General features: G+C 58.4%; 19 protein-coding genes. 1 reads left to right on the forward strand and 18 read right to left on the reverse strand.

Annotated features, from left to right (window positions below):
- Positions 1 to 23 precede the first annotated feature (23 nt).
- The 10 genes from tssH to ACJ69_RS08625 form a co-directional block, all read right to left on the reverse strand.
- The gene (tssH, locus tag ACJ69_RS08580; protein WP_059346895.1) at positions 24 to 2639 is read right to left on the reverse strand and encodes a type VI secretion system ATPase TssH; all 2616 of its coding nucleotides are present in this window, start codon (positions 2637 to 2639) and stop codon (positions 24 to 26) included.
- A gap of 34 nt (positions 2640 to 2673) precedes the next feature.
- Positions 2674 to 3717, reverse strand: coding sequence for a type VI secretion system baseplate subunit TssG (tssG, locus tag ACJ69_RS08585; protein ID WP_047647491.1), 1044 nt, complete (start codon positions 3715 to 3717; stop codon positions 2674 to 2676).
- Positions 3714 to 5585 carry a type VI secretion system baseplate subunit TssF gene (gene tssF / locus ACJ69_RS08590; protein WP_032642282.1) on the reverse strand — a complete coding sequence of 624 codons (1872 nt, stop codon included), beginning with the start codon at positions 5583 to 5585 and terminating at the stop codon, positions 3714 to 3716. Before tssF ends, tssG begins: the two co-directional genes overlap by 4 nt.
- 2 nt (positions 5586 to 5587) lie before the next feature.
- Positions 5588 to 6151, reverse strand: coding sequence for a type VI secretion system baseplate subunit TssE (gene tssE / locus ACJ69_RS08595; RefSeq protein ID WP_023312148.1), 564 nt, complete (start codon positions 6149 to 6151; stop codon positions 5588 to 5590).
- Positions 6144 to 6956, reverse strand: a complete 813-nt coding sequence (locus tag ACJ69_RS08600) for a type VI secretion system accessory protein TagJ (RefSeq protein WP_059346896.1) — start codon at positions 6954 to 6956, stop codon at positions 6144 to 6146. The genes tssE and ACJ69_RS08600 overlap by 8 nt, the downstream gene beginning before the upstream one ends.
- A 9-nt stretch (positions 6957 to 6965) precedes the next feature.
- Positions 6966 to 7964: a hypothetical protein gene (locus tag ACJ69_RS08605; protein WP_047647488.1), complete on the reverse strand. Its 999-nt coding sequence runs from the start codon at positions 7962 to 7964 to the stop codon at positions 6966 to 6968.
- Positions 7965 to 7980: 16 nt separating this feature from the next.
- Positions 7981 to 8778, reverse strand: coding sequence for a PP2C family protein-serine/threonine phosphatase (locus ACJ69_RS08610; protein ID WP_023336024.1), 798 nt, complete (start codon positions 8776 to 8778; stop codon positions 7981 to 7983).
- Positions 8775 to 10538, reverse strand: coding sequence for a type VI secretion system-associated FHA domain protein TagH (gene tagH, locus ACJ69_RS08615; protein WP_059346897.1), 1764 nt, complete (start codon positions 10536 to 10538; stop codon positions 8775 to 8777). Before tagH ends, ACJ69_RS08610 begins: the two co-directional genes overlap by 4 nt.
- A gap of 86 nt (positions 10539 to 10624) precedes the next feature.
- Positions 10625 to 11041: a hypothetical protein gene (locus tag ACJ69_RS08620; RefSeq protein ID WP_081051425.1), complete on the reverse strand. Its 417-nt coding sequence runs from the start codon at positions 11039 to 11041 to the stop codon at positions 10625 to 10627.
- Positions 11035 to 12024 (reverse strand): hypothetical protein, encoded by a 990-nt coding sequence (locus ACJ69_RS08625; protein WP_059346898.1) that lies wholly within the window; start codon positions 12022 to 12024, stop codon positions 11035 to 11037. The genes ACJ69_RS08620 and ACJ69_RS08625 overlap by 7 nt, the downstream gene beginning before the upstream one ends.
- A 444-nt stretch (positions 12025 to 12468) precedes the next feature.
- On the opposite strand from ACJ69_RS08625, the gene ACJ69_RS08630 reads away from it, so the two are divergent.
- Positions 12469 to 13449, forward strand: coding sequence for an IS5-like element IS5 family transposase (locus ACJ69_RS08630; protein WP_000019402.1), 981 nt, complete (start codon positions 12469 to 12471; stop codon positions 13447 to 13449).
- Between the two features lie 367 nt (positions 13450 to 13816).
- On the opposite strand, the gene ACJ69_RS08635 is transcribed toward ACJ69_RS08630, so the two are convergent.
- The 8 genes from ACJ69_RS08635 to ACJ69_RS08675 form a co-directional block, all read right to left on the reverse strand.
- Positions 13817 to 14299 carry an Hcp family type VI secretion system effector gene (locus ACJ69_RS08635; RefSeq protein ID WP_008502640.1) on the reverse strand — a complete coding sequence of 161 codons (483 nt, stop codon included), beginning with the start codon at positions 14297 to 14299 and terminating at the stop codon, positions 13817 to 13819.
- A gap of 179 nt (positions 14300 to 14478) precedes the next feature.
- On the reverse strand, positions 14479 to 14868 hold the full coding sequence (locus ACJ69_RS08640; RefSeq protein WP_054830383.1) for a T6SS amidase immunity protein Tai4 family protein: 390 nt from the start codon (positions 14866 to 14868) through the stop codon (positions 14479 to 14481).
- Positions 14869 to 15236: 368 nt separating this feature from the next.
- On the reverse strand, positions 15237 to 16736 hold the full coding sequence (gene tssC, locus ACJ69_RS08650; protein ID WP_059346899.1) for a type VI secretion system contractile sheath large subunit: 1500 nt from the start codon (positions 16734 to 16736) through the stop codon (positions 15237 to 15239).
- Positions 16737 to 16739: 3 nt separating this feature from the next.
- Complete coding sequence (gene tssB, locus ACJ69_RS08655) at positions 16740 to 17264, reverse strand: type VI secretion system contractile sheath small subunit (RefSeq protein WP_008502644.1); 525 nt, start codon at positions 17262 to 17264, stop codon at positions 16740 to 16742.
- Between the two features lie 75 nt (positions 17265 to 17339).
- Positions 17340 to 18356 carry a type VI secretion system protein TssA gene (gene tssA / locus ACJ69_RS08660; RefSeq protein ID WP_029740103.1) on the reverse strand — a complete coding sequence of 339 codons (1017 nt, stop codon included), beginning with the start codon at positions 18354 to 18356 and terminating at the stop codon, positions 17340 to 17342.
- A gap of 11 nt (positions 18357 to 18367) precedes the next feature.
- Positions 18368 to 19084: a type VI secretion system-associated protein TagF gene (tagF, locus tag ACJ69_RS08665; protein ID WP_059346900.1), complete on the reverse strand. Its 717-nt coding sequence runs from the start codon at positions 19082 to 19084 to the stop codon at positions 18368 to 18370.
- A 16-nt stretch (positions 19085 to 19100) separates the two neighbouring features.
- Entirely contained in the window at positions 19101 to 22721 is a 3621-nt protein-coding gene (gene tssM, locus ACJ69_RS08670; protein WP_059346901.1) for a type VI secretion system membrane subunit TssM, read from the reverse strand.
- Positions 22722 to 22723: 2 nt separating this feature from the next.
- Entirely contained in the window at positions 22724 to 23962 is a 1239-nt protein-coding gene (locus ACJ69_RS08675) for a DotU family type VI secretion system protein (protein WP_059346902.1), read from the reverse strand.
- Positions 23963 to 23973: the final 11 nt, after the last annotated feature.

The raw sequence follows: 23973 nt of genomic DNA on the forward strand, positions 1-23973 counted from the left end.
TTTTACAGTTCTCTTGATGATTATTACGCGGCAAACTGACAGTGAAACTCGCCCTGCTCGCAGGTGACGTGCAGACGTCGGTACTGCTCGTCGCTGCGGCTGGCGGTAAGTAAGATCTGGCTCATCTGAGGCAGCAAGGTATTGGTCAGAATAGCATCCACCATGCGGCCCCCGGACTCCACCTCGGTACAGCGCTGAACAATCTGTTCCACCACGCTGTCGTCAAACTCAGAAATAATGCTGTGATTCTCTTCCAGACGACGCTGAATGCGCTTGAGCTGCAGGCGAACAATCTGCCCCAGCATCTCGTCGCTGAGCGGGTAGTACGGCACCACCAGCAGGCGGCCCAGCAGCGCCGGCGGGAATACCTCCAGCAGCGGCTGGCGCAGGGCGCCGCTTAACGCATCAGGCTCCGGCATCAGCTCCGGATCGGCGCACATGGCGCTAATCAGGTCGGTACCGACGTTAGACGTCAGAATAATGATGGTGTTACGGAAATCAATGTGGCGCCCCTCGCCGTCTTCCATCCAGCCCTTATCAAAGACCTGGAAGAAGATTTCGTGAACGTCCGGGTGCGCTTTTTCAATTTCGTCCAGCAGCACCACGCTGTACGGGCGGCGGCGCACGGCCTCGGTTAACACGCCGCCTTCACCATACCCTACGTACCCCGGAGGCGCACCTTTTAAGGTGGAAACGGTGTGGGCTTCCTGGAACTCACTCATGTTGATGGTGATAACGTTCTGCTCGCCCCCGTACAGGGATTCCGCGAGCGCCAGCGCGGTTTCGGTTTTACCGACCCCGGACGGGCCGCACAGCATAAAGACGCCCACCGGTTTGTTGGGATCGTCGAGCTTCGCCCGCGAGGTTTTCACGCGGCGGGCAATGAGATCCAGACCGTGACGCTGGCCGATAACGCGCTGGTTCAGCGTGTCGGCGAGGTTGAGCACCGCGTCGATCTCGTTTTTCACCATCCGGCCCAGCGGGATCCCGGTCCAGTCAGAGACCACCGCGGCGACCACGTTTTCATCCACCGCCGCAAACAGCAGCGGCTCATCGCCCTGCAGGGCGTTCAGCGCCTGCTGCTGTTCCGCCAGCTGGCCGCGCAGCTCGGCGGTATCTTCATCGCCCGCCGCGAACAGCGCCGCGCGCAGGCGGATAATCTCCTGCACCAGGCTGCGCTCTTCTTCCCAGCGCCGGGACAGGGCTTCACGTTTGGTTTCATACGCGTCGCGCTCGGCGCGCAATGCCGTGACGCGCTCGGCTTCACCGGCTCCCACGCGCGCTTCGCGTTCAGCAATCTCAATTTCCACGTCCAGCGCGGCAAGGTGGCGCAGGCAGTCTTCCAGCTGCGCAGGCGGCGCGCTCTGGCTGACCGCGACGCGGGCGCAGGCGGTGTCGAGCAGCGCAACGGCCTTATCCGGCAGCTGACGCGCCGGGATGTAACGATGCGACAGCTTCACCGCCGCGCTGACCGCTTCGTCGAGCAGCAGCACCTGGTGGTGCGTCTCCAGCGGCGACACGGTGCTGCGCAGCATCAGAATGGCTTTCGCTTCGTCCGGCTCGTGCACCTGCACCGTCTGGAAACGACGGGTCAGCGCCGGGTCTTTCTCGATGTACTTTTTGTATTCCGCCCAGGTGGTAGCGCCGATGGTGCGCAGCTGTCCGCGCGCCAGCGCGGGCTTCAGCAGGTTCGCCGCATCGCCGGTCCCCTGCTGGCCGCCTGCGCCAATCAGGGTGTGGATCTCATCGATAAACAGAATGATTGGCGTGGCGCTGGACTGGACTTCATTAATGAGCGCCTGCAGCCGGGCCTCGAACTCGCCTTTCATGCCTGCCCCAGCCTGCAGCATGCCGATATCCAGCAGCCACAGCTGAATATTTTGCAGCGGCTCCGGAACGTCGCCGTCGGCGATACGCAGCGCCAGCCCTTCCACCACCGCCGTTTTCCCGACCCCGGCTTCTCCGGTCAGCAGCGGGTTGTTCTGGCGGCGACGCATCAGGATATCCACCATCTGGCGGATCTCCTCGTCGCGCCCGACAACCGGGTCAATCTTCCCGTCGCGGGCGCGGGCGGTCAGGTCCTGGCCGTACTGGGCCAGCGTCCCCTGCGCAGCCGGTACCGCACCCGCCGGTGCGTCTGCGGCGGCAGCGGCCTGCTGCGTCTCTTTGCTGTTGGCGCAGATGGCGTCGAACTGCTCAATCAGCACCTCGACGTTAAGGCGGGTGAACTGCGACGAAATGCTTTTCAGCACGTTGGCCAGGTTCCAGGTTTTAAGCATGCCGATCAGCAAATGGCCGCCGCGAATACGGCTGACGCCAAACTTCAGCGAGCCGAAGACCCAGGCGCGCTCCACGGCGCTGTCGATATGTTCAGAAAGATCGGAAACGGAACTCGCCCCGCGCGGAAGGACATCCAGCGCGGCCACGATATCGCGCGTCAGCTGCTGTTCATCAAGGGCAAAGTGGTGGATGACCTGCTGCAGATCGCCATCCTGCTGCTGCATCAGCTGATGCAGCCAGTGCACCAGCTCAACGTACAGATTGCCGCGCAGCTTGCAGAACGCAGTGGCGCTTTCCAGAGAGGTAAATAACAGCGTATCCAGTTTGCCGAAAAGCACGGCACGGCTAATTTCTGACATGTTCGGTTCCATTGATAACAATGCGTTAGAAAAATTATCGCTCTGCGCAATACACCAGATCGCCACGCGGGACAGGCTGCGGCTGAAGGCCCAGCCAGGTGTTATAGCCTAATCGCCCATTGCTGCCGAGCGTGGTACCCTGCACCGCGTCTTCACGCAGGATCACCCGCGTTTCCCATTCAAACTCCACCCCGGCGTACTGACGCACCCAGTCGCGCAGTTCGGCGACCCACGCTTCTCCCGGCAGAAAGCGGTTGTACTCCTCCGCGCTCAGCGGGCCAATTTCGATGCGAAACTTGTGCTGCACGTCGCGGACGGCGACGCCGAGAAAGGCGGATTCCCCCATGCGCGGCATGCGGCGTCCTGCGCCAAGCTGCGCCTGCTCGCGCGCGGAAAGCGGCATCCACTGCGGCACGTTGCTCACCAGCTTAACCGGCGCTTTAAAATAGTTGCGCAGGATCTTCTCCAGCCCCTCCGGATCCCGCCCGTGACGGGTCAGGTGTCCGGCGTGGGTAAAGCGAGCATGCGAGCTCAGGCTGCCTTTGTTCATCTGCCCCGGCTGGCCCATGCCAATCAGCGACGCCAGGTACCCCTCAAAGCGCCTGTTGTCGGCGCGGTCCAGAGAGACGGCCGGTTGCGCATCCGCCCAGGCGCGATAAAACAGCAGCGCAAGGCGGTGATGGAACAGGTCGGCAAACGCGCTGAGGCTGGTGTCCTGATGATGATAAATACGCTCGCGGGCGTATTCGGTCATGTGGACAGGCAGCGGGCCGTTCGGGCCAAACAGGCCGAAGCTGAGGATAGACACCTCGTGCAGCCCGCTTTCCTCCCGCTGGCGTACCTGAGCCAGCGTCGACGGTGCAAAACTCATCGACGGCTGCTGGCCGATGCGCAGCGGCTCAAATTTCGGCAGCGGCGCGCGTCCCAGCGGGTAGCGCTCGCCGCCCTGGGCATCAATGCGCCTTAACAGCTGAAACAGATCGTAGCGCCAGGGCGTCTCGCGGACCCCGTGCCAGAACGCATCCGGCAGCCGGGTCAGGCGATGCACGCGCAGCGGTGCGGTGGCAGCGTCACTCATATCAGCGCCCTTTTACCCATGCGCGGCGCCCAGTAGCCAATCTCGCCGCGCTGCTGACTCTTCAGGGTGAACTCCGTAAAGCTGTTGATGGACACCAGACGGGCAAAGAGACGTTCCATCACGCTGCCAAAGAGCCACGGACTGGCGCCGGAAAAGGCTCGCTCATCGACAGTCAGGGTGATGCCGATCCCGCGGGCGAAAACGACCGGGCCGGGTTCAGGCACGCGGCGGTGAACCGGCTCCAGCACGCAGTGGCGTACCCCCTCCACCTGGCGCGCAACGGGCGTTTCTGCCAGGTTGGCGTACAGCCCTAACAGCTGGCGCAGCGCGGCCGCGCCGTCTTCGTTTTCGCTGTCCATCAGGCTGAGGTAGTTCATCTGCAGCTGGCTGATGAGCCGCCAGGTGCTGAACCCTTCCGCCAGCGCCGGGCGCGGCGGCGTCGGGCCTTTGCGCAGGGTGAGGGATTTCACCGGCATGGAGTCGGCCATAATGAACTGCCCGAGCTCCTGCTGCAGCATCAGCGGCAGGTCGCGGCTGGTGCAGAGCACCTCGGCAGAGATATAGCGCAGGTTTTCCTGCCACGGGGCGTGCTGTTCATCCACCAGCGAAACAAACACCTCCGAGCCGATATAGCCGGTACGGGTGCCGTAGCGCAGGGCGTGCTCGGACAGCACGCGCTGTTCGCGGCGCAGGGAAAAATAGGCCCCGTAGTTGCCCGCATCACCGCTCCAGGTGCTCCAGAATGGACGAAACGTCTGGTCATCGCGCTGGCCGTCCGCGCTGCCATAGATTTTTTTGACCGCGTAAATTTCATAATCCAGCGGACGAATGTTATCGACCACCAGATGGTATTCATGCTGGCCTTCATTCAGCTTCTGACGCGCCGCGACCTTTGGGAACAGGTTGATGACCGGCGTACAGTGCAGCGCCAGATGGCTGGCATCGACCACGCGCTCCAGCTGTTCATCCGACTTATCCAGCAGAATGAAGATGTCGAAGGCTTTTTCGCCTTCACAGCGTTCGATAAGCGTGCTCAGGCCGCTCAGGCTGATGAAGCGGAAGCGGGCCGGAAACGCGAAATACTCCTGCAGCAGGCGGTAGCCGTCAAAGTTGCGCAGATCGTCAGGAAGCAGGGCCTGGTCAGGCTCAAAGCCCTCCTGGCGCAGCGCGTCAGACGTCAGCAGCTGTCGCTGCGGCTGCGGGCTGACCGTCTGACAGACGATCCCGGCGTGGTGCTCCATCACCAGCTCCAGCAGCTTCAGCGCTTCAATGTCCGGACCACCGAGGAAAAATTCCAGACGGTCGAAATCCAGGTGCCCGAGGTTTTGCGGGCCGTCGCAGGCGATGCGGATCCGCAAGGCGCTGCCGATCCCCCGCTGGCTCAGCCCCAGCTGCGCCAGCGGCAGATCGGCGGGCACGCCGCCCAGCTCGACCTTGTCGATTTTCAGCGGCAGCAGGTTGACCTCGTGCGCCGTGGTATAGCTGCAGGTCACGCCGGTTTTTTTCAGCGCCAGGCTGTCCATCATGGTACCGCGCGGCACAATGAAGCCCTTGCTCAGGTCGCCCCGGCTGCTGTCCGGCTCAATCTCCGCGATCGCCATCGACGGCGTGGGCGCGAGATAGTTAGGCGCAATCATCTCCAGCAGACGCTGGGAGAAGCGCGGAAACTCCGCGTCCATTTTCATCTGCACGCGGGAGGTCAGGAAGGCGAAGCCCTCCATCAGACGTTCGGTATACGGGTCCGCCACTTCGATGCCGCGCATGCCCAGCCGTCCGGCGACTTTTGGGTAGCGTTCGGCAAACTCGGCCCCCATTTCTCGCAGGTAGGCCAGCTCGCGGTTGTAATATTCGAGCAGTTTACTTTCCATGATTACCCCGCATCTTTCAGTTCAAAATGGCCGTTTTCCAGATCGACATCGGTACGAAACAGAAACTCCAGCGGGTACGGCACACACCACAAACGCCCTTTGATCTCGATGGAGAGCACGTTGTGCAGATCCAGCGAGGAGGTATCCGACACGCAGCGGACCTGCAGCCCCTGCGGCAAAATGCGCGGCTCAAAATTGATGATGGCCTCGGTGAGCTTGCGCTGAATGTCGTGCCATTCAATATCCGACATCCTTTTCCCGGCCAGCGGTGCGACGCCGAAGTTGACCACCGAGCGCTTCACGTGCGGCAAGGCGCTCAAATCGCCGGAGGCATCGTGGTTGATGGTGTTAAACAACCACTGCAGATCGCGCAGGACGTTGCGACGCAGGGCGGCGTGGGTGATCAGATTGCTGTTGGCCGACTCGCGTTTTTTTTCCGGGTCGTTATCGGTGAGGCGATCCAGCAGCGAGGGCTGCATTTTGTCGCGCGCCCCCACCTTCTCCTGCCTGCTGCGGGCTTGCCAGCCGCTGCGCAGCAGATCGCCTTCGCCAGCGGGATTACTCATCGGCTCCATCCGTCGCAAACGTCACGAGGCTTAAGGACAGCAGCGGGTATTCGCTTTGCTCGCTCAGCCAGGCCTTCTGGCCCCGGCCTTCGTAAAGGGTGCCGTCTTCGTCGAGCTGCAGCCATTCGGTGGTGCGGCCCAGCTTGACCGCATCGGTGGCATCGGCAGCAAACGGGTAACGCGCCGGGATCTGACATACCTGCTCCGTACCGTCGGTCAGGCGCACCAGCGTGTGACGCCAGACCAGATCGGTCACGCTGGCGGGCGCCTGGAAACGGATCTCCGCAATGGCGCTGAACGGCAGCCAGAAATAACGGCCGTTCACGATGGTTTCGCAGACCGGGCCGAGACGGGCATCGCCGTCCATCAGCCACTCGAAAGCCTGCGTCTCCTCGTTTTCGAGGATAATCTGGCCGGCAGTGGCCTCAGCCCGATCGAGGGCGTCCAGACGCAGCGCCCGGGCGCGCTCGCCCTCCTCGCTTAGCGCCGAGGCCAGGGTCGTCAGCCACGGCCACTGGGTTTCAGGCATGGCCGGACGCGCCTCTCCCGCCATCACCTGCGCGCGCTGCAGTTCGCCCTGAATGGATTGCTCCAGCAGCGTGACGGTGGGCTTCGCCTGAGGCTTCAGCGCCAGCCAGCTTTTCAGCTGGGTCAGCGCGCGCGTCCAGTTGCCGCTGAGGGTTAAAAACTGCACGAAAGCGGCGCGGAGGTCGGCATCCGCCGGACGGGCTTTGATTTCAGCTTCAAGGCGCGCCAGCGCATCGCTGAGCGGCTCGCCCGCCAGGTGTTGATAGAGCGTATTCATAGCCACTCCTTAATTCGCCGCGCGCCATGCGCCGACGGCCGGATCGCGCAGCTGAGGACGCAGGGTATCAATCAGCACGATATTCAGCGGCGTGCCGGGTGCGACCCAGGCGCTCCAGGTTTTTTTCACCGCCGCAATACGCGCCTGCAGTTTTGCATCATCGCTGGCGATTTCACGGGAGATCTCCACCGCTACGGTGCCGTTGCTTTTCCAGCTGTTCAGGGCGTTATCGTAAGGCAGGATCATCCAGCTCTGGTCGCTGTCTGGGGTGCTGAACACCATGCGCTCTTTGTTGACGGAGGTGATCAGCGCGTTTTCAGGATCGGCGCTTTGATTCAGACCCGTCACCGGGAAGCCATGGATGTACGTCACCGCCATCTCTTTCTGTCCGCCATTGCGGGACTGCGAAACTACGGTGTGCCCGCTAAGCCAGCTGCCGTTACCGCAGCGGGTGGTGTCAGAATCCGGAATAAAGAGCGCCGGAGCGGAAGCGCCACCTTCCCAGAAGGTGCGCAGGTGGCAGCCGTCCTGCAGGGTAAATTCCTGCCACGGCGTGCGGTCAGCGGCAACCGTGCGGGAAGCCACGTTCTGGTCCGGCGGCAACAACGCGCCGCTGGCTGGGGTTGCGGTGACGGTCGCAGCAGGCGCGGCCTGCTCCTGTTTCACCACCAGCGCCCAGTCCTGCGCTTTGCCTGCCGTACCCTGCGCCAGCGTGGTACCCGCCGGATCGTTGAGCGTCCAGCTAAGCTTATTCACTTTGCTGCACTGGTGTTCCAGCAGGGAGCCAAGACGCGGCACAAAGCTCTCCAGCACGGAGACGTCTTTCTTGCCGTTCGCCACAATGCGCAGCGCCACCTCAGGTTTACACCAGCTCTGCGGCGTGTTGTCTTTGATGTTGTCGATCCAGATATCCAGCTTCTGCGCAGGAGACTGCACGATGCGGAAATTCTCAGCCTGCGCGGTGGAGGTGACCGCCAGAAGTGCCAAACCCGATAGCCAAAGTTTCATATCGTTCCTTGTGTGTCTAATCAGTTCCGCAGGGAAGAAATTGTGCTGCGTCAGAGAGGGTGTGCAGCAAAGTGGTGTCCTGAGGGTTGCCCATCCATACCGCCAGGGCAGTATAGTTATCCTGAGCATTCCCCTCCTGTTCGCCATTCTTTTGAATGATTTGGTTCATTAAGGTCAGCCACTCCTGCGGCGTATTGACCATATGCAGCGACTGCTTCATTTGCTCTTCGCTAACGCCGTGCCAGAACCCGTCGGTGCAGAGTAAGAATGCATCGCCGTCTTCCACCTGCACCACGTCGCTGTAGCTCGCTTCCGGCCCGCCGTTTTCAATCCCCAGCGCGAGGTACAGCAGGTTGCTGTTGAGATCGTCGGTCTGGTGCCCGGCGTCTTTCATCTGCTGCACCAGGCTGTGGTCGGTGGTCACGTGCCACAGCCATCCCCGGCGAAACAGATACAGGCGGCTGTCTCCGGCGTGCGCCCAGTAGGCCAACCCGTAATCGCGGTCAATGAACAGGCTGACCAGCGTCGTGCCCATCCGGCGATAGTCCTGCACGGCCTGCTGTTCGCTGAGGATCGTGCGGTTCGCCGTCTGCACGTAGTCGCGGATATGCTGCGCGTTAAGATGCTTGTCGCCATCGAAGCGGGAGATAATGCTGTTGCGGGCCAGCTCTGCAGCCACCTCACCGCCCGGCAGGCCCGCGATGCCGTCGCAGACGACAAAGCAGGCCGAACGTTCCCCTATGGTTTCTCCCGTCTGGTCCTGGTTGCTGGCGCGCGTCCCCTGGCGGGAGAGAGAAGCCGTTGCGATATTCATTTGTCTTCCGATCCGCTCTGTGAGTCTTTGTACTGATTCACCTCCATGTCGTACGCATGAAGGAAGGCTTCGCCGAACAGGGTGTGGAAGTCATCCTCAATCTCGCCAGCCGTCTCGCCATAGCTGCGAACAAAATAGTCCCACAGGGCGGCTTTGCGGCTGCCCGGCAGCGCCAGACGAGAGGTCATTCCGTTCTGCTTCGCCTGCTCTTCCAGCTGCTCAGGGTTAAAGGACTGCAGCATCGCGGCAATGATGGCGCGGATACCGGAGATCATGCCCAGCTGGTGCGCCTGCAGATCGATCAGCGCGTCGCGCACGGATTTGGTCGGCGGCATAAAGCCCGGCATTGGGGTGCCGAACATCTGGATCAGCACGGTTTTGCCGGTCGGCAACAGCTTGAACGGGTTGTTGGCATCGTCCAGCACCATGGTCATATCGGCCTTCACGCCACGCTTGAGGATGGAGCGCGAGGAGAGCAGCGCCACGGTTCCCTGAGAGAACATGCCGAGGATCTGCCCCAGCTGACGCATGTTTTCACGGTCAAACTGCGGGACGGGCTGCATTTCGCTCAGCCCCATGCCTTCCAGCAGCGCCTCCAGCAGCTCGCCCTGCAGCACTTCGCCCTTCTCACCGCTGTTCGCCGTGGCGGTTGGGGCGGAGGCGTTATTGACCGGGTCGATGCGCAGTCGGCCCTTCGGGGCCTGAGCGCTGCTGCGCGCAACGGCCTGTGGCGTAGGCATGGTGAAGCCTGCGTAATCCGGTCGCGCGGGCTCTTCTTCAGCACGCGGTTCTTCCTGCGGCTCAGGGGCGAACAGCGGAGAATCGGCCAGCACGTCCTCTTCCTGCTCGGGTTCCGGCACTGGCGCAGGCTTTTCGGCAAGAATGTCATCCGGATGGGTTAACGGTGCGCCGCCCATCAGCCCGAGCGGGTCGTCATTACGCGCGGCTGGCGCGCTGGCCTTACCGCCAAACAGGGCCAGCGGATCGAGTTCGTCCGTCGCCTCGTCTTCTGGCTTAGCGGGGGTCGTCTCGCCCGGCGGCACCAGCGTTGACGGGGTGACGTCGTCAAAAATACTCTCTTTTTTGAACAACGCTTCGTCGCTGAACAGCGTGTCCGGGTCGACATTCTTACGCTCAAACTTTGGATCGCTGTCGTTGAACATCGCCAGCGGATCTTCAGCGTTACGCTCCGGGGCGGCAGGCTGGGAGAACGGATCGTGCGATGCAGCAGGCTGCGGTTTTGTACGGTTGCTGGAGATGCTGTCGGAGATGGAGAACTCCTGCATCAGGCTATCCCAGATTTCCGTTGGCACGGCGGTCGGTTCGGCTTTCCCGCGCGGTGCGGCGCTCGCCGGCTTCGGTTGCGCAGCGGGCGCGGACGCGGCTGCCGGACGCGCCTGCTGATGCATGCTGGCCGCCATACGGCTTACGGGCTGGGTATCGTGGATCAGTTCGGTCACTTCGATGCGGTAGTCATCAATACCGAGAATGTCGCCATCCTGCAGCTCAACCTGACGCCCTCGCTCCAGCGGAATGTCATTTAATACCACGCGGGTGACGCTGCCACGGTTGGTCACGCGGCATTCGCCCTGGGCGTCCACGTGAACAATGGCCTGCAGACGAGAGATGGTGCGGTCATTATCCGGCAATACCAGATTGTTATCCGTACCGCGCCCAATGGTGCCGCCCGGGGCGTAAAAATCACAGCTGCTTTGCGGCGGCTGATGACCGGGTTTCGTAGAAATAATCGTGAATCGCATGGCGTATTCCTGCTGGTATGATTAGCGCTCAAACGCTGCCGCTCTCGGAGCGAGAACGGCGGCGTTTGAGAAATTGAATATCAAAACTATTTAATGAAGATGATAAAATATAATCCAACAATGAGCCATAGAGTGAATATTAACGCCTGTAACTTATAGCGGCGATGTAACTTTAGTATCCAACCAATTCTTTCTTCAGGTAACGACTGTACATATTTATAAGCATCTTCCTGAACAAGCCTTTCACGCGTAAATTTCATTTTAACGCCTTTATAAAGGCGAACAAACCAGATTATTTTTTGATAATTGGCCAGCGAACCAAAAAAAGAAGCATAGTCGGTTACAAGATCCAGATCATATCCCTTGCGCCGATAGTCTGAAAGTAACTGATTATAATCAGCCTCGTGCTTTTTGAAATAACGAGAACTGAACAAATCCATAATTACAACAACCAGCAATAAAACCACGATAAGAAATAATGATAAATTCTCTATATTCACCATATTTTATCCATCATATACTCAGTCGCTCCGCCCGCTATCTCGCCACCAACGTATCCTCCTGCAGCAGCCCCGACAATGGAGCAGGCGAGCAGTCCTACACCCCCCGTCGCAACACCAAGCGCAACGCATACACCAGCACCTGCCATTGCTCCGTATTTACCACCGTAAATACCCCCTGCCAGGCTTGCACCAAAGCTGCTGTATTTTTTCACAGCGACTTTAGAGCAACTCTGCTCTCGTCCTACGGTGCAGGCATTGTAAACTTCATTAGTGGTATTTGCACCTGCAAAACCTATTGCAAGCCACCCTCCCGCTTTAAGAAAACGAGCGGCCTTAGAGGCATTATCGATATAAGTTGAATAACCACGAATAGAGGCGACCCCGGCTGTACTCCATTCATGTACAATGGATCTGCTTGACAAGCCTAATGCATGCTTCAATTCGTTATAGGGTTTCATCTTTAAGGTCAGTCGGGACAATTTGTTTAATAAACCATCCAACTCAGAAAAGAGGCGCTGACGTTCAACAAAAAACTGTTGGCTTATCAATGTCCCTTGTGCTCTGTACTGATTCTGGTAAGCCAATTCAATGGATTTAAGTTTTTTTTCTATTTCACTAAAATATTTTTCACCTGCATCAGCAACGACACCAAGGGACTTATCCATAAAATTAGTGACTGCAGCTATGGTACTAAAATGTTGATTAAAGAAATTCGCTTCACCAGAGTTAAGATCGGCCAGAGCACCGTTGACTTTCTTTTTAGCGAGCTGTAATTGCTTAAGCTGCACAGAATTATTACTTCCTGGTGCACCAAGAATCAACATCTGCCCAGGTTTTGACCACTGCACATCACTATTAACCTGCATGAAATAACGTGCAGCATCACTATTTGGATCGTTGAATAAAAACCTTGTCTGGAAATCCAGGGTTCCGGGTTGCTGAACAATACAATATCCCGGATTAACTAATGATTGGCTAGCCATATTCATTCCCTTTGATTTTTACAAAAACGCTCACAAATAAGCATACCCATTTAAATAAAAACGGAGTTAAATTAATATCCAAAGGTTGACACTTTCTTAAAAACATCAACATTTGAAAACGCTCCTATTCTATTCTTGCCAGCGATAATTCGCCTCTGGAATTTACACTGAGAATAAAGCGAGTCGCATATCGAACAATAGTATTATGATTTCTCGATTGTAATACCACATCATACTCCCCTGACTGCCAGTCTACTTTATCCCAGCGTAGGCACTCTTCAGATTTCAAAAAGCGGCTGGAAGGAAATGCTCCTGGAGAGAAGATGCTTTCCCATTCGTTACCTACACGTCGAGATATCGAGGGTTCATAAACTAGGGAAGGTGCGAACAAGTCCCTGATATGAGATCATGTTTGTCATCTGGAGCCATGGAACAGGGTTCATCATGAGTCATCAACTTACCTTCGCCGACAGTGAATTCAGCAGTAAGCGCCGTCAGACCAGAAAAGAGATTTTCTTGTCCCGCATGGAGCAGATTCTGCCATGGCAAAACATGGTGGAAGTCATCGAGCCGTTTTACCCCAAGGCTGGTAATGGCCGGCGACCTTATCCGCTGGAAACCATGCTACGCATTCACTGCATGCAGCATTGGTACAACCTGAGCGATGGCGCGATGGAAGATGCTCTGTACGAAATCGCCTCCATGCGTCTGTTTGCCCGGTTATCCCTGGATAGCGCCTTGCCGGACCGCACCACCATCATGAATTTCCGCCACCTGCTGGAGCAGCATCAACTGGCCCGCCAATTGTTCAAGACCATCAATCGCTGGCTGGCCGAAGCAGGCGTCATGATGACTCAAGGCACCTTGGTCGATGCCACCATCATTGAGGCACCCAGCTCGACCAAGAACAAAGAGCAGCAACGCGATCCGGAGATGCATCAGACCAAGAAAGGCAATCAGTGGCACTTTGGCATGAAGGCCCACATTGGTGTCGATGCCAAGAGTGGCCTGACCCACAGCCTAGTCACCACCGCGGCCAACGAGCATGACCTCAATCAGCTGGGTAATCTGCTGCATGGAGAGGAGCAATTTGTCTCAGCCGATGCCGGCTACCAAGGGGCGCCACAGCGCGAGGAGCTGGCCGAGGTGGATGTGGACTGGCTGATCGCCGAGCGCCCCGGCAAGGTAAGAACCTTGAAACAGCATCCACGCAAGAACAAAACGGCCATCAACATCGAATACATGAAAGCCAGCATCCGGGCCAAGGTGGAGCACCCATTTCGCATCATCAAGCGACAGTTCGGCTTCGTGAAAGCCAGATACAAGGGGTTGCTGAAAAACGATAACCAACTGGCGATGTTATTCACGCTGGCCAACCTGTTTCGGGCGGACCAAATGATACGTCAGTGGGAGAGATCTCACTAAAAACTGGGGATAACACCTTAAATGGCGAAGAAACGGTCTAAATAGGCTGATTCAAGGCATTTACGGGAGAAAAAATCGGCTCAAACATGAAGAAATGAAATGACTGAGTCAGCCGAGAAGAATTTCCCCGCTTATTCGCACCTTCCCTAGCACAGAGTCACCTGGTTCAGTGTCATTCGAAACGCCAAAACAGGGTGCATTTTTTTCCACCTTAACAGTTAAACTCTGAAACTGAGCAGGGTGGGATATGCAGGCGCTACATGATAATACAATGGGTATAACCGTTAACGCTCTTTCCATCGCAAATACGCGCCGAATAGTGAAGCAATCATAATGACCGGGGAAAACTCCCCGGCCACATACGCAATTACGCTTCTTTGTTTTCTTTGATGTTCCAGCCAGCGCTGCTTTCAGCACCTTTACCACCAGACGTGGTCTGCTCCCAGTACTGCTGTTTCACTTTCGCGGCCTGGAATGCATAGGTCACACCAACGGTATCGCCGTTGTCTGCACCGGTGTACTGAACAGAGGTGACCAGCACATCTTCCAGCGTGATGCGGGAGTATTCCACCTGCTGGCCGCCGGCTTTACAGACGGACAGCTCAACTTTGGTCAGGTGTTTACCGCTGGCGCAGTGTTTCAGGATAGCGGTGGTGGATTTGTCGATCAGCGCGTTAACGTGCAGGTCGTTAAAGTTAACTTTACCGGCACCGCCGCCACCGCCAACGCTCATATTACCTGGCTGGGAAGCGCCCCAGGAGAAGGAGGTAATATCAGTCCAGCCGGTGTGGTTAGAATCTTTAGATTCGCCCGTAACACCCTCGACCTTCAGAAACATATCAATAGCCATAATATCTACTCTTCGTGGATGAACAATATTGCTTTCGAAAAAGCACTTATATGGCAAACAGGAAAGCATGGGGCTGAATAAAACCGTCCATATTTTACCTCTGCCTCACATCAAATGACCCGTGTCATTTGACAGTCTTACATTCTCCCTGAATGAACGGAAAGAATGTGAAGTCTTTACTACTGCGGGTTATCCTGAATCCAGGTGCGGTCAGGATCGCCTATGATGACCTGCGGAACCAGTTTGTTCAGCTCATCGCTATGATAAAGACGTAAACAGTTTAAGGTTACGCCTTTGACATCGGGTTTTCGCTCTGAATGAAAACCGTTAATTTGATTTTTATATTTTCCGATGAGGGCATCCACTTTATCAGTGCCATTTTCGGCATCAAAAGGTATCCACTCAATGAATGCACTCGCACTGCGGGCAGCATCAGCAGAAAACTGGCTGCCTTTATCTGCTACCTGCGCCAGGCAGCGCGCCAGAACAATATCTTTTAAAACCTGCCGGTATGTTTGCTGATGATAAAAATCAGGATAGTTATTTCCGGCACACACATAAAAGGTCATAAATACGAGGAAAAAACAGAAACGTTTCACCTTAATATCCTTTGCCTTAGGATCCGCAGCGCATCAGTCCGCGTAAAATACTAACTTTTTTCTTTCCATTTCTCTGCCACAACGTATATCGCTATCGCTAATGCATTAAGTCCAGTGCATAAGAATCCATGCATTGCGATTCGCGGGACATCTTCCGGCCAGTCAAAGATAAACAGATAGTAGCCGGATACCGTCACAAACAGCATGAATGAAATTATTAGCAACGTATAAATGGCTAAATAGCTGATGAATTTTCGTATTAACGCTGTCAGAGTCAAATTCATTAGCTATCTCATATTCACCGAAAAGTAGCCGACCCAATGGGCCGGCTACACTCATTACGCGTCTTTCGTCTTCAGCGACGGCAGTTTAGAAACCAGACGCAGGGAAACGGTCAGACCTTCCAGCTGGTAGTGCGGACGCAGGAAGAACTTCGCGGCGTAGTAGCCCGGGTTATCTTCAATCTCCTGCACCTGCACTTCCGCTGCCGCCAGCGGTTTACGGGACTTGGTCTCCTGAGAGGAGTTCGCCGGGTCACCGTCGACGTAGTTCATGACCCAGTCGTTTAGCCAGCGTTCCATCTCTTCGCGCTCGCGGAAGGAGCCGATTTTGTCGCGCACGATGCACTTCAGGTAGTGCGCAAAACGGCAGCAGGCGAACAGGTACGGCAGACGAGAGGCCAGACGCGCGTTGGCGGTGGCATCCGGGTCATGGTACTCGGCCGGTTTCTGCAGCGACTGCGCGCCGATGAAGGCGGCAAAGTCGGAGTTTTTGCGGTGAACCAGCGGCATAAAGCCGTTTTTCGCCAGCTCGGCTTCACGACGATCGCTGATGGCGATCTCGGTCGGGCACTTCATGTCCACGCCGCCGTCATCGCTCGGGAAGGTGTGGCACGGCAGGTTTTCAACCGCCCCGCCCGACTCCACGCCGCGAATCGAGGTGCACCAGCCGTACTCTTTGAAGGAGCGATTGATGTTGGCGGCCATCGCATACGCGGCGTTAGCCCAGGAGTAGCTGTTGTGGTTCGCGCCGTCGGTCTGCTCTTCAAAGTCAAAGCTGTCGACCGGGTTGGTGCGAATGCCGTACGGCAGGCGCGACAGGAAGCGCGGCATCACCAGGCCCAGATAGCGGGCATCTTCGGATTCACGCAGCGAACGCCAGGCGGCGTATTCGGTGTTCTGGAAGATCTTGGTCAGGTCGCGCGGGTTAGCCAGCTCCTGCCAGGACTCCATCTGCATCACGCCCGGCGCGGTACCGGTGATAAACGGACAGTGCGCCGCAGAGCCGATGCGCGCCATTTCGCCCAGCAGCTCAACGTCCTGCGGGCTGTGGTCGAAGTAGTAGTCGCCCACGATGCAGCCAAACGGCTCGCCGCCGAACTGACCGTACTCCTGCTCGTAAATTTTCTTGAAGATCGGGCTCTGATCCCAGCCCACGCCCTTGAAGCGCTTCAGGGTGCGGCCCAGCTCCTGCTTGGAGATGCTCATAAAGCGGATCTTCAGCATCTCGTCAGTTTCAGTGTTGTTCACCAGGTAGCTCAGACCGCGCCAGGCGCTCTCCAGCTTCTGAAACTCTTCGTGGTGAATGATCTGGTTTACCTGCTGCGACAGCTGTTCGTCGATACCGGCGATCAGGTTCTGAATGGTGCGGTAGGTGTCGTTGGAGAAAGTGACGGTATTTTCCAGCGCCTGCTGCGCCAGAGTTTTAACCGCGTTTTCTACGGCTGAACGGGCCTGATCGGTTTTTGGGCGGAACTCTTTGTTCAGCAGCGCGCTGAATTCATCCTGGCTGAACGCCTGACCCGCCTGCTGCTCGTGTTGTTGAGTCTGGTTGCTCATCGATTATTCCTCGCTACCTTTCGCGCTTTCGTCATTTTTCGGCAACTGGCTCAGGGATTTGAGCAGCGTCGGATCCTGCAGAATTTTAGCGATCAGCTCTTCCGCACCGTTTTTGCCGTCCATATAGGTCAGCAGGTTGGAGAGCTGGGTACGCGCTTCCAGCAGCTTGTTCAGCGGCTCGACCTTGCGGGCCACTGCATCCGGCAGGAAGTCGTCCATGCTGTCAAAGGTCAGATCCACGTTGAGCTTACCTTCGCCGGTCAGGGTGTTATCCACCTGGAACGCCACGCGCGGCTTAAGCGCCTTCATGCGTTCGTCAAAGTTGTCGATGTCGATTTCGAGGAATTTACGCTCGTCGACGGCCGGCAGATTTTCTACCGGTTTGCCGACCAGATCGGCCATGACGCCCATCACAAACGGCAGCTGGATTTTACGTTCTGCACCGTAGATCTCTACGTCGTACTCGATCTGCACGCGGGGGGCACGGTTACGTGCGATGAATTTCTGCCCACTGTTACTCATTGCCATGATGTTCTCCATCAAAGATGCGCGGTGAAGGTGAAACGGCAGGCTCCATGCCTGTCGTCATAATGCCTGGACGCGTTATTCGCGGCGCCCAAAGATGTTTTCAAGTTGGTTAACGCCGTCTGGCGCCAGGTCGCGAATAATGTCCATAAAGTTAAGTTCTGACAGCCGCTGCACCCGTTCAATCATCAGCGGTGCGGGGTGGCTCGGTTCGTACTGCGCAAAATACTGCTTCGCTTTTTCCAGCATCAGCTGCGCGTCGGCGCGGCTGGTGACCTGGACGCTTCGCCAGTCGGTGACCGGCTGAGCGGGCTGCGCTGTCGCCGACTGCTGCTCGGCCTGTGGTTCTGCCTGCGCCTCACGGTTCGGCAGCAGCTTGCTGATGTCGGTTACCTGACACGCGCTGGCGACCAGTCCGACGGTTTTCAGCAGCTGCTCCATCTCGGGCACGCCGCTTTCACCGAGATGCCCGGTGAGCAGCTCGCGAATCGCCAGCAGACGTTCGTTAATGACGATAACCGCGGCGGTTCCCGGCTGGTCGCCGCGGGCCAGTTCGTCAATCAGCCGTGGACGGCCGCCGGGATAGTCCGGGCATTCCGTTTTGCTGCCGTCCAGCAGTGCCTGGGCATCCCGGAGCGAAATTTCATCGCCGTTTGAACGCAGAAGCGAGGCGTTTCGCACGGCGACGGTGAGGTCGGATTTATCGCTCAGCCCTGCCAGGGCGTTAATGCGATAGAACGGATCGGTTTCGCCATACTCTTCCAGCAGCGGATAGAGCGTCTCCCAGTAACGGGCGATCGCCTCCTGCACCAGCAATAAACCGTCCGCGTAGCCCGCAAGCCCGCGCCGGCGCGTCCAGGCATGGGTTAAAGCCAGCAGTACGCGAAGATCTTTGGTGCGGGTCAGCAGGCTGGTGGCATATTTTTCCACCGTGTTCCAGTCAGCTGGCTCTGCCGGGATAATGGTGTCGCCAAACTGCTGTTCCGCTTTCCCCTGACTGGCCTGATTCATGATCTGGAAGTCGGCGTCGTACTCCAGGTTTTCGCCGCAGGGTTTTTCAGGACTGATTGGCGCGAGAAATTCTTCGATATTCATAAGATCCCTGCTTATTCAAACATGGGCGGATAAAGACCGTGACGCCCCGGACGGGCGCCCCCTGCCGGGTCGAACAGCAGGGTGAAAAGCTGCCCGGTAAAGTTACCGCTGTGCACGTGGGTGTACAGCGGGTAGCCGTCACAGCGGTTGGTCCACCAGTAGCTGGTCTGACGCAGCGGATCAAAACACTCGGCCGCCTGCGGCCAGCCCAGCGTGCTCTGGCCGTCCTCGTCATAGCCAATCACATCAAGTATGTCGGAACGCTTTTGCGGCTCGACGGGCTGCGGTGCCGGGATGGTCATCAGCATCTCATCCAGCTGCGAGGCGGAAAAACTGTTGCGCACCGCGTACAGCCCCAGGCGCCCAATCTGCTGGTACCAGCTTTCGGCCTGGCTGAGCAGGCTGGTCGACCACTCTGACGGGGCGAAGCTCAGCTGAAGGCAAACCGGATACTGGCGACCAACGCTGTCGCGGCCGGGCAGCAGACAGCCCATCTGGATCATCTGGCTGCCCAGCATGGGCGGTACCACAAAATTCCAGACTGGCGCTTTCTGGAACTGGCGCTCGCCGCTGCGCTGCTCTTCCTGCTGCCAGGCCAGCAGACCGACCTGGAACCAGTGTGACCACTGGCGCTGTAAAGTGTCAGGAAAGCGACGCTGCAAAAAATCTCCGGCGCTGGGTAACTTGCCATACCAGCTGTAGCGGTTCATCGCAGGGGTATTCGTCATACGGCTGTCCTTGCGGTTATGGGCATGAGAAACGGGGAAGCTGGAACGGGTTACGAATGCTGTTAGGCGCAAACTCCAGCGTGACCTGATGTCCGTCGACGCTGAAGGTGGCCTGACGGCTCAGGCTACCCGCGCCCGGGCTGGTGCTCGCTTTATCGAAGAAGCGGTTGAGCGCCCAGGCGCCGTTGGTGACCAGCGTCGCCGTGCTGCCGTTAGCCAGCCCCAGCTGCATGCGTACCTGGTTGGTGCCGCCCGGCCCCGGCCAGTTCATGATCTGCACGGCCTGCGGACCGTGGCTGTAGCGCAGCAGCTGGCCGTCAACGTCCAGCGTCAGGTTCAGAATGGTGTTATCCATTCGCACGGTGCGAACCGTCACCTTGAAGGACGGCGTCGTGGCGCCATTAGCAAAGAAAGCGTCGCGAATCGACTGGGCCTGCTGGAACGGTCTCAGCAGCCCTTCGCTTCCCGGCAGCGTTTTACCGTCGATGCCCGGCATAAAGCGCCAGTTTGCCTGCGTGGTATCCACTTTATTGGTCAGATTGTCGCGGAAGAAAGCGTCCATCAGCCCGGTTCCCGGCGCAAACATGCGCGCGAGATCGTCAGGGGTGACCTCGGTGCTGGCGCTGCGTACCAGCGGGTAGCGACCGGCGATCGCCTGACGGCAGAATCCGCCCACCTCAACGTTAATCCGCTTACGCACGTTTTCGAGGTCTCGGCGCTGGGTATCGCTGCTGGCACCCACCGCCATATTGCTGAACATGGTTTGCAGCCCGCCCGGCAGGCGACCGGCGCTGGCCTGCAGACGGCTGATCGCCTCGCCGCCCGGTGCAGGCATGCCGCTGTTGGCCGCGTCCTGGACGGCGGTCAGGTAGCGATAGAGCTCATCCACCTGCTTGAGAAAATCATCAAACACGATGGTCTTCCCGCCCTTCTCCAGCGGCTGCGCCAGCTCAATCATCGGCGCGTAGTGGTCGGTGACCAGCTGTTCCGGCGCCTGGGTGACCACGGCGGCCTGGGTCGGCGCAGCGTCATTGTTGCTGAATAGCGCTTCCAGCGTGCGGGTGGCGCGGTTGCTCTGCGCCTGCGCTTTATCCGCATCTTCCGGCGCTGGCGCATTGCGTGACAGCGTCAGGACCTGGCTCAGGTTCTGCACCAGACGGCGCAGCGGCGAGTTTGCGCCGGAGAGCAGGCGCGCGGTGTTGATGCGCTGGGAAAGATCGGCGCTGTTATTGAGCTGGATGTCGGCGAGGAAGCGATCCCAGTTCGCGATAAAATCGCGCATGTAGAGCTGGCGCACGGCGTTATCGATCTGCTGTTTATCCTCCTGCGCCGTGGCGGCCCCCAGCACCCAGGCGTCGTCCTCGTGCAGAGCGGTGGTTACACTGTCAATCTGGCCGTTAAAGCTTTTCCAGTAGCCGTCCGGCGTATACAGGCCCGGCACGTCTTCGCTCACCGGCTTGCCGCTTTTGCGTGAAAACACCAGCTCGCTCTGCGGTCCGCCCAGGTCGGAAAGGGAGACCGGCTTGAGGTTGTCATCATGCTCCAGCAGGCGTTTGAGACGACCATATACGCGCGTGGAGAGCGGCTGCTGGCCGATCATCGCTCTTTCGCGGGCAACCAGGGATTCATCCTGCGCGTACGGCGAGGCCTGAATTTTCGGTTCCAGCAGCTGCGTCAGGTGCCATTCAAGCTGCTGCAGCTGCGCCTTCGTGACGTTCTGCGGCAGATTTCGCTGCAGGTTGAGCATCACCCACGAATGCAGGAATTTACCGTCGTAGTGCTTCGGCTGATACAGCATCTGATAGGCTTTCAGCGCTTCATAGCTGTATTCCACGTCGCTGCCGTTGTCGTTGCGAAGCCAGGTGGTGATGTGCATGGCAACGGCAGGCAACAGCATCTGATCCAGCGCTTTCTGGTACAGAGACTGCGCGGCATCGCTGACGTCATCCCCGCGATAGAGACCCATACGTCGGGATACGGGCGGATCGTTGACATCAAAGTCGTCGCTTTTCGGCAGGTCGACCAGACCGTTCAGCAGCGGCAGCAGATCGAACAGGTCACGCTGGGTCTGGTTCTGTAACGCCTTGCTCTGCTGGTCCAGCAGCGGCACCTTCGCATCCACCTCTTCCAGATAGGCCTTGTTTTTGGCATAGCTGGTCAGCCACAGACCGCCGAGGATCGCCAGCAGGGCCAGCAGCGCCGCGTAGCCGGACCAGATCACCGCCCGGTTGCGCAGCTCCCACCAGCGGTTTTCGCCCGCGATCCCGGCTTCCTGGAAGATGACGTTTTGCAGGAGGTTCTTAATGAAGAAACTCTGACCTTTTGCCCCCGGGATAGGCGCTTCTTTGCTGACCGAATCCCAGTTATCCGCCTCTCCCCCTTCCGGCAGCGACAGCGCGCGGTTCAGTTCGCCCATCACGCGGTCGAACGGCATGCCTTCCTGCGTCCCGCTGGCGAAGTAGATCCCGCGCGGAGAGAACTCGGTTTCGAAGTTGGAGCGGGCGAAGACCGTGCTCAGGTAGTCCGCCAGCAGCGGACGCAGCGCGGCGAACTCCTGCGGGAAGAGATACGCTTCCGCGCGGGTTTTCGCGTCATGCTCTTTCAGCATGGTTTCCGGCAGCCCGGCATCGAGGCGCTGCTGCAGCAGAGAAAACTCCTGCTGGAAGTTGCCCATCAGGTCGTAATCGGCGTGTTTGGTTTGCTCCCACGGCAGCGTGAAGCCCCAGATCTGGTCGCGCTGCGCTTTATCGTAGTCGGCAAACCAGGCGCGGAAGCCTTTAAGCAGGTCGGCCTTGGTCACCATCACGTACACCGGGAAGCGGATGCCCAGCTGTTCATGCAGCTCGGAAAGACGCTGGCGCAGGTTCACCGCCTGCTGGCGGGACGCCTCGGCGGACTGGGTGAGCAGGTCAGAAATGCTGATGGTGATGATGACGCCGTTGATCGGCTGGCGGCGGCGATACTTACGCAGTAACCCCATGAACTCCAGCCATTCGCCGGCGTCCTGCACCTGCTCGCTCTCCTGGGTGGTATAGCGGCCCGCCGTGTCCAGCAGCACCGCCTCATTGGTGAACCACCAGTCGCAGTTACGCGTGCCGCCAATGCCCCGCAGCGCGGTCTTACCGAAACGATCGGCCAGCGGGAACTGCAGCCCGGAGTTAACCAGCGCCGTGGTTTTACCGGAGCCCGGCGCGCCGATAATGACGTACCACGGCAGCTGATAGAGATATTGTGTGCTGAAGCGCTGCGTCCACTGGGCGCCCTGGCCCGCTTTGCTGAAGTGCGCTTTTTTAAGCATCTGCGCGGCTTCATCAAAGCGGCTGGCGAGGATCTGCTCCTCGCTGTTCAGCCGCTTCTGCGGGTCCGCCGCTTCCGGGCTGGCGGTGTTCTCTTTGAGCTTGTCCATCAGCTTGCGGTTCAGCCAGGCATTGTACAGGCGCGGCAGAATGTGGCCCTGCGCCCAGAGCAGATAGACCACGGCAATGCTGATAATACGGTTCTGTTCAGACTCAAGCGGTCGGGTGTCCACGATGGACAACAGGGGACCAATCATCCAGATCACCGCCGCAAGCGCCGTTACGCCGAGGAAGCTCCACAGAATGCGGTTGGTCAAAATGGAAAGAAGTGTAGTCAGCATCCTTAGTTTCCTTGCGGCAATCCGTTCAGCTCAGCCTGAGTGTTTTCAGGCGACACCAGCAGAGTAATTTCCACACGGCGGTTACGGGCGCGGTTTTCAGGCGTCGTGTTCGGCGCCACCGGGTTAATCTCGCCCCGCCCTTCCGCTTTCACGCGGCCAGGCTGAGAGAGGCTTCCCTGCAGCATTTTCTGTACCGAGCGGGCGCGTTCCAGAGAGAGTTCATAGTTAGAGGCAAAGCGCGCGCTGCGGATCGGCACGTTGTCGCTGTAGCCCACCACCAGAATTTTGCCGCTGACGTTATTCATCGCCTGCGCAATGCGGTTGATGACCGGTTCAAAGCGGTCACGCACGACGGTAGAGGCAGAGGCAAACAGCCCGTCGCCCTTCAGGATAACGACGCTGCGATCCGCTTCGTCTTTCACCGCAACCAGGCCAGCCTCGATTTCAGGCTTCAGGAAGCCGCGCAGGTTCAGCACCGCCGGTAGCTGACGGGCCGGCTGCTGAATAGTGGTTTCCGGCAGCTGGGACTGATAAATCTTCGCCAGCACCGGGTTGGTGTTATCGCCAAGGCGCCAGTTAAGCACGATATAAAACAGACAGGCGATAAACCCGGCCAGCGCCACGCATGCCCACAGGGGAACCATCGGCCGCCAGAGCTTGCGCAGCACCGGACGATCTTCCGGATGGGGAGAAAGCGGCGGCGGATAGCTGCCGCGCACGCCGCGGATCATCTGCCACAGCCGCTGCTTGATGGTTTCAAGCTGCGTGCGGCCATTATCCAGCACCCGATAGCGTCCTTCGAAGCCCAGCAGCAGGCAGTAGTTGATCATCTCCAGCAGCAGAATATGCTCGCGCGGGTTCTGCGACAGGCGAGCCAGCAGCTGGAAGAACTTCTCGCCGCCCCAGGTTTCGTTATGGAACGTCACCAGCAGACCGTTGCTTGACCAGACGCCGCTGCTGCCCCAGGGGGTGAGCGCGGCGGCCTCATCGAGCGCCGTACACAGGCAGTAACGCGCCCCGACGATCACTTCGTAGGGCAGCCCCGCCTGCTGGCAGCGGACTTCGAAACGGCGAATCTCATCGATCAGGCGCTGGCGTAACGCCACCTGATCGTCATGGGAGACCGAATGACGGATCTGCGGAATCGCGTTGAGCAGCGGATTGGCGGCCGCCACCAGCTGATTGTTGCTACTGGCTCCGGTAAACCCGGCATCACTGCCGGTGTCCTGTCGTTCCTGCATATTAAGCGCTC

The organism is Enterobacter asburiae, from assembly GCF_001521715.1.
Classification (GTDB): Bacteria; Pseudomonadota; Gammaproteobacteria; order Enterobacterales; family Enterobacteriaceae; genus Enterobacter; species Enterobacter asburiae.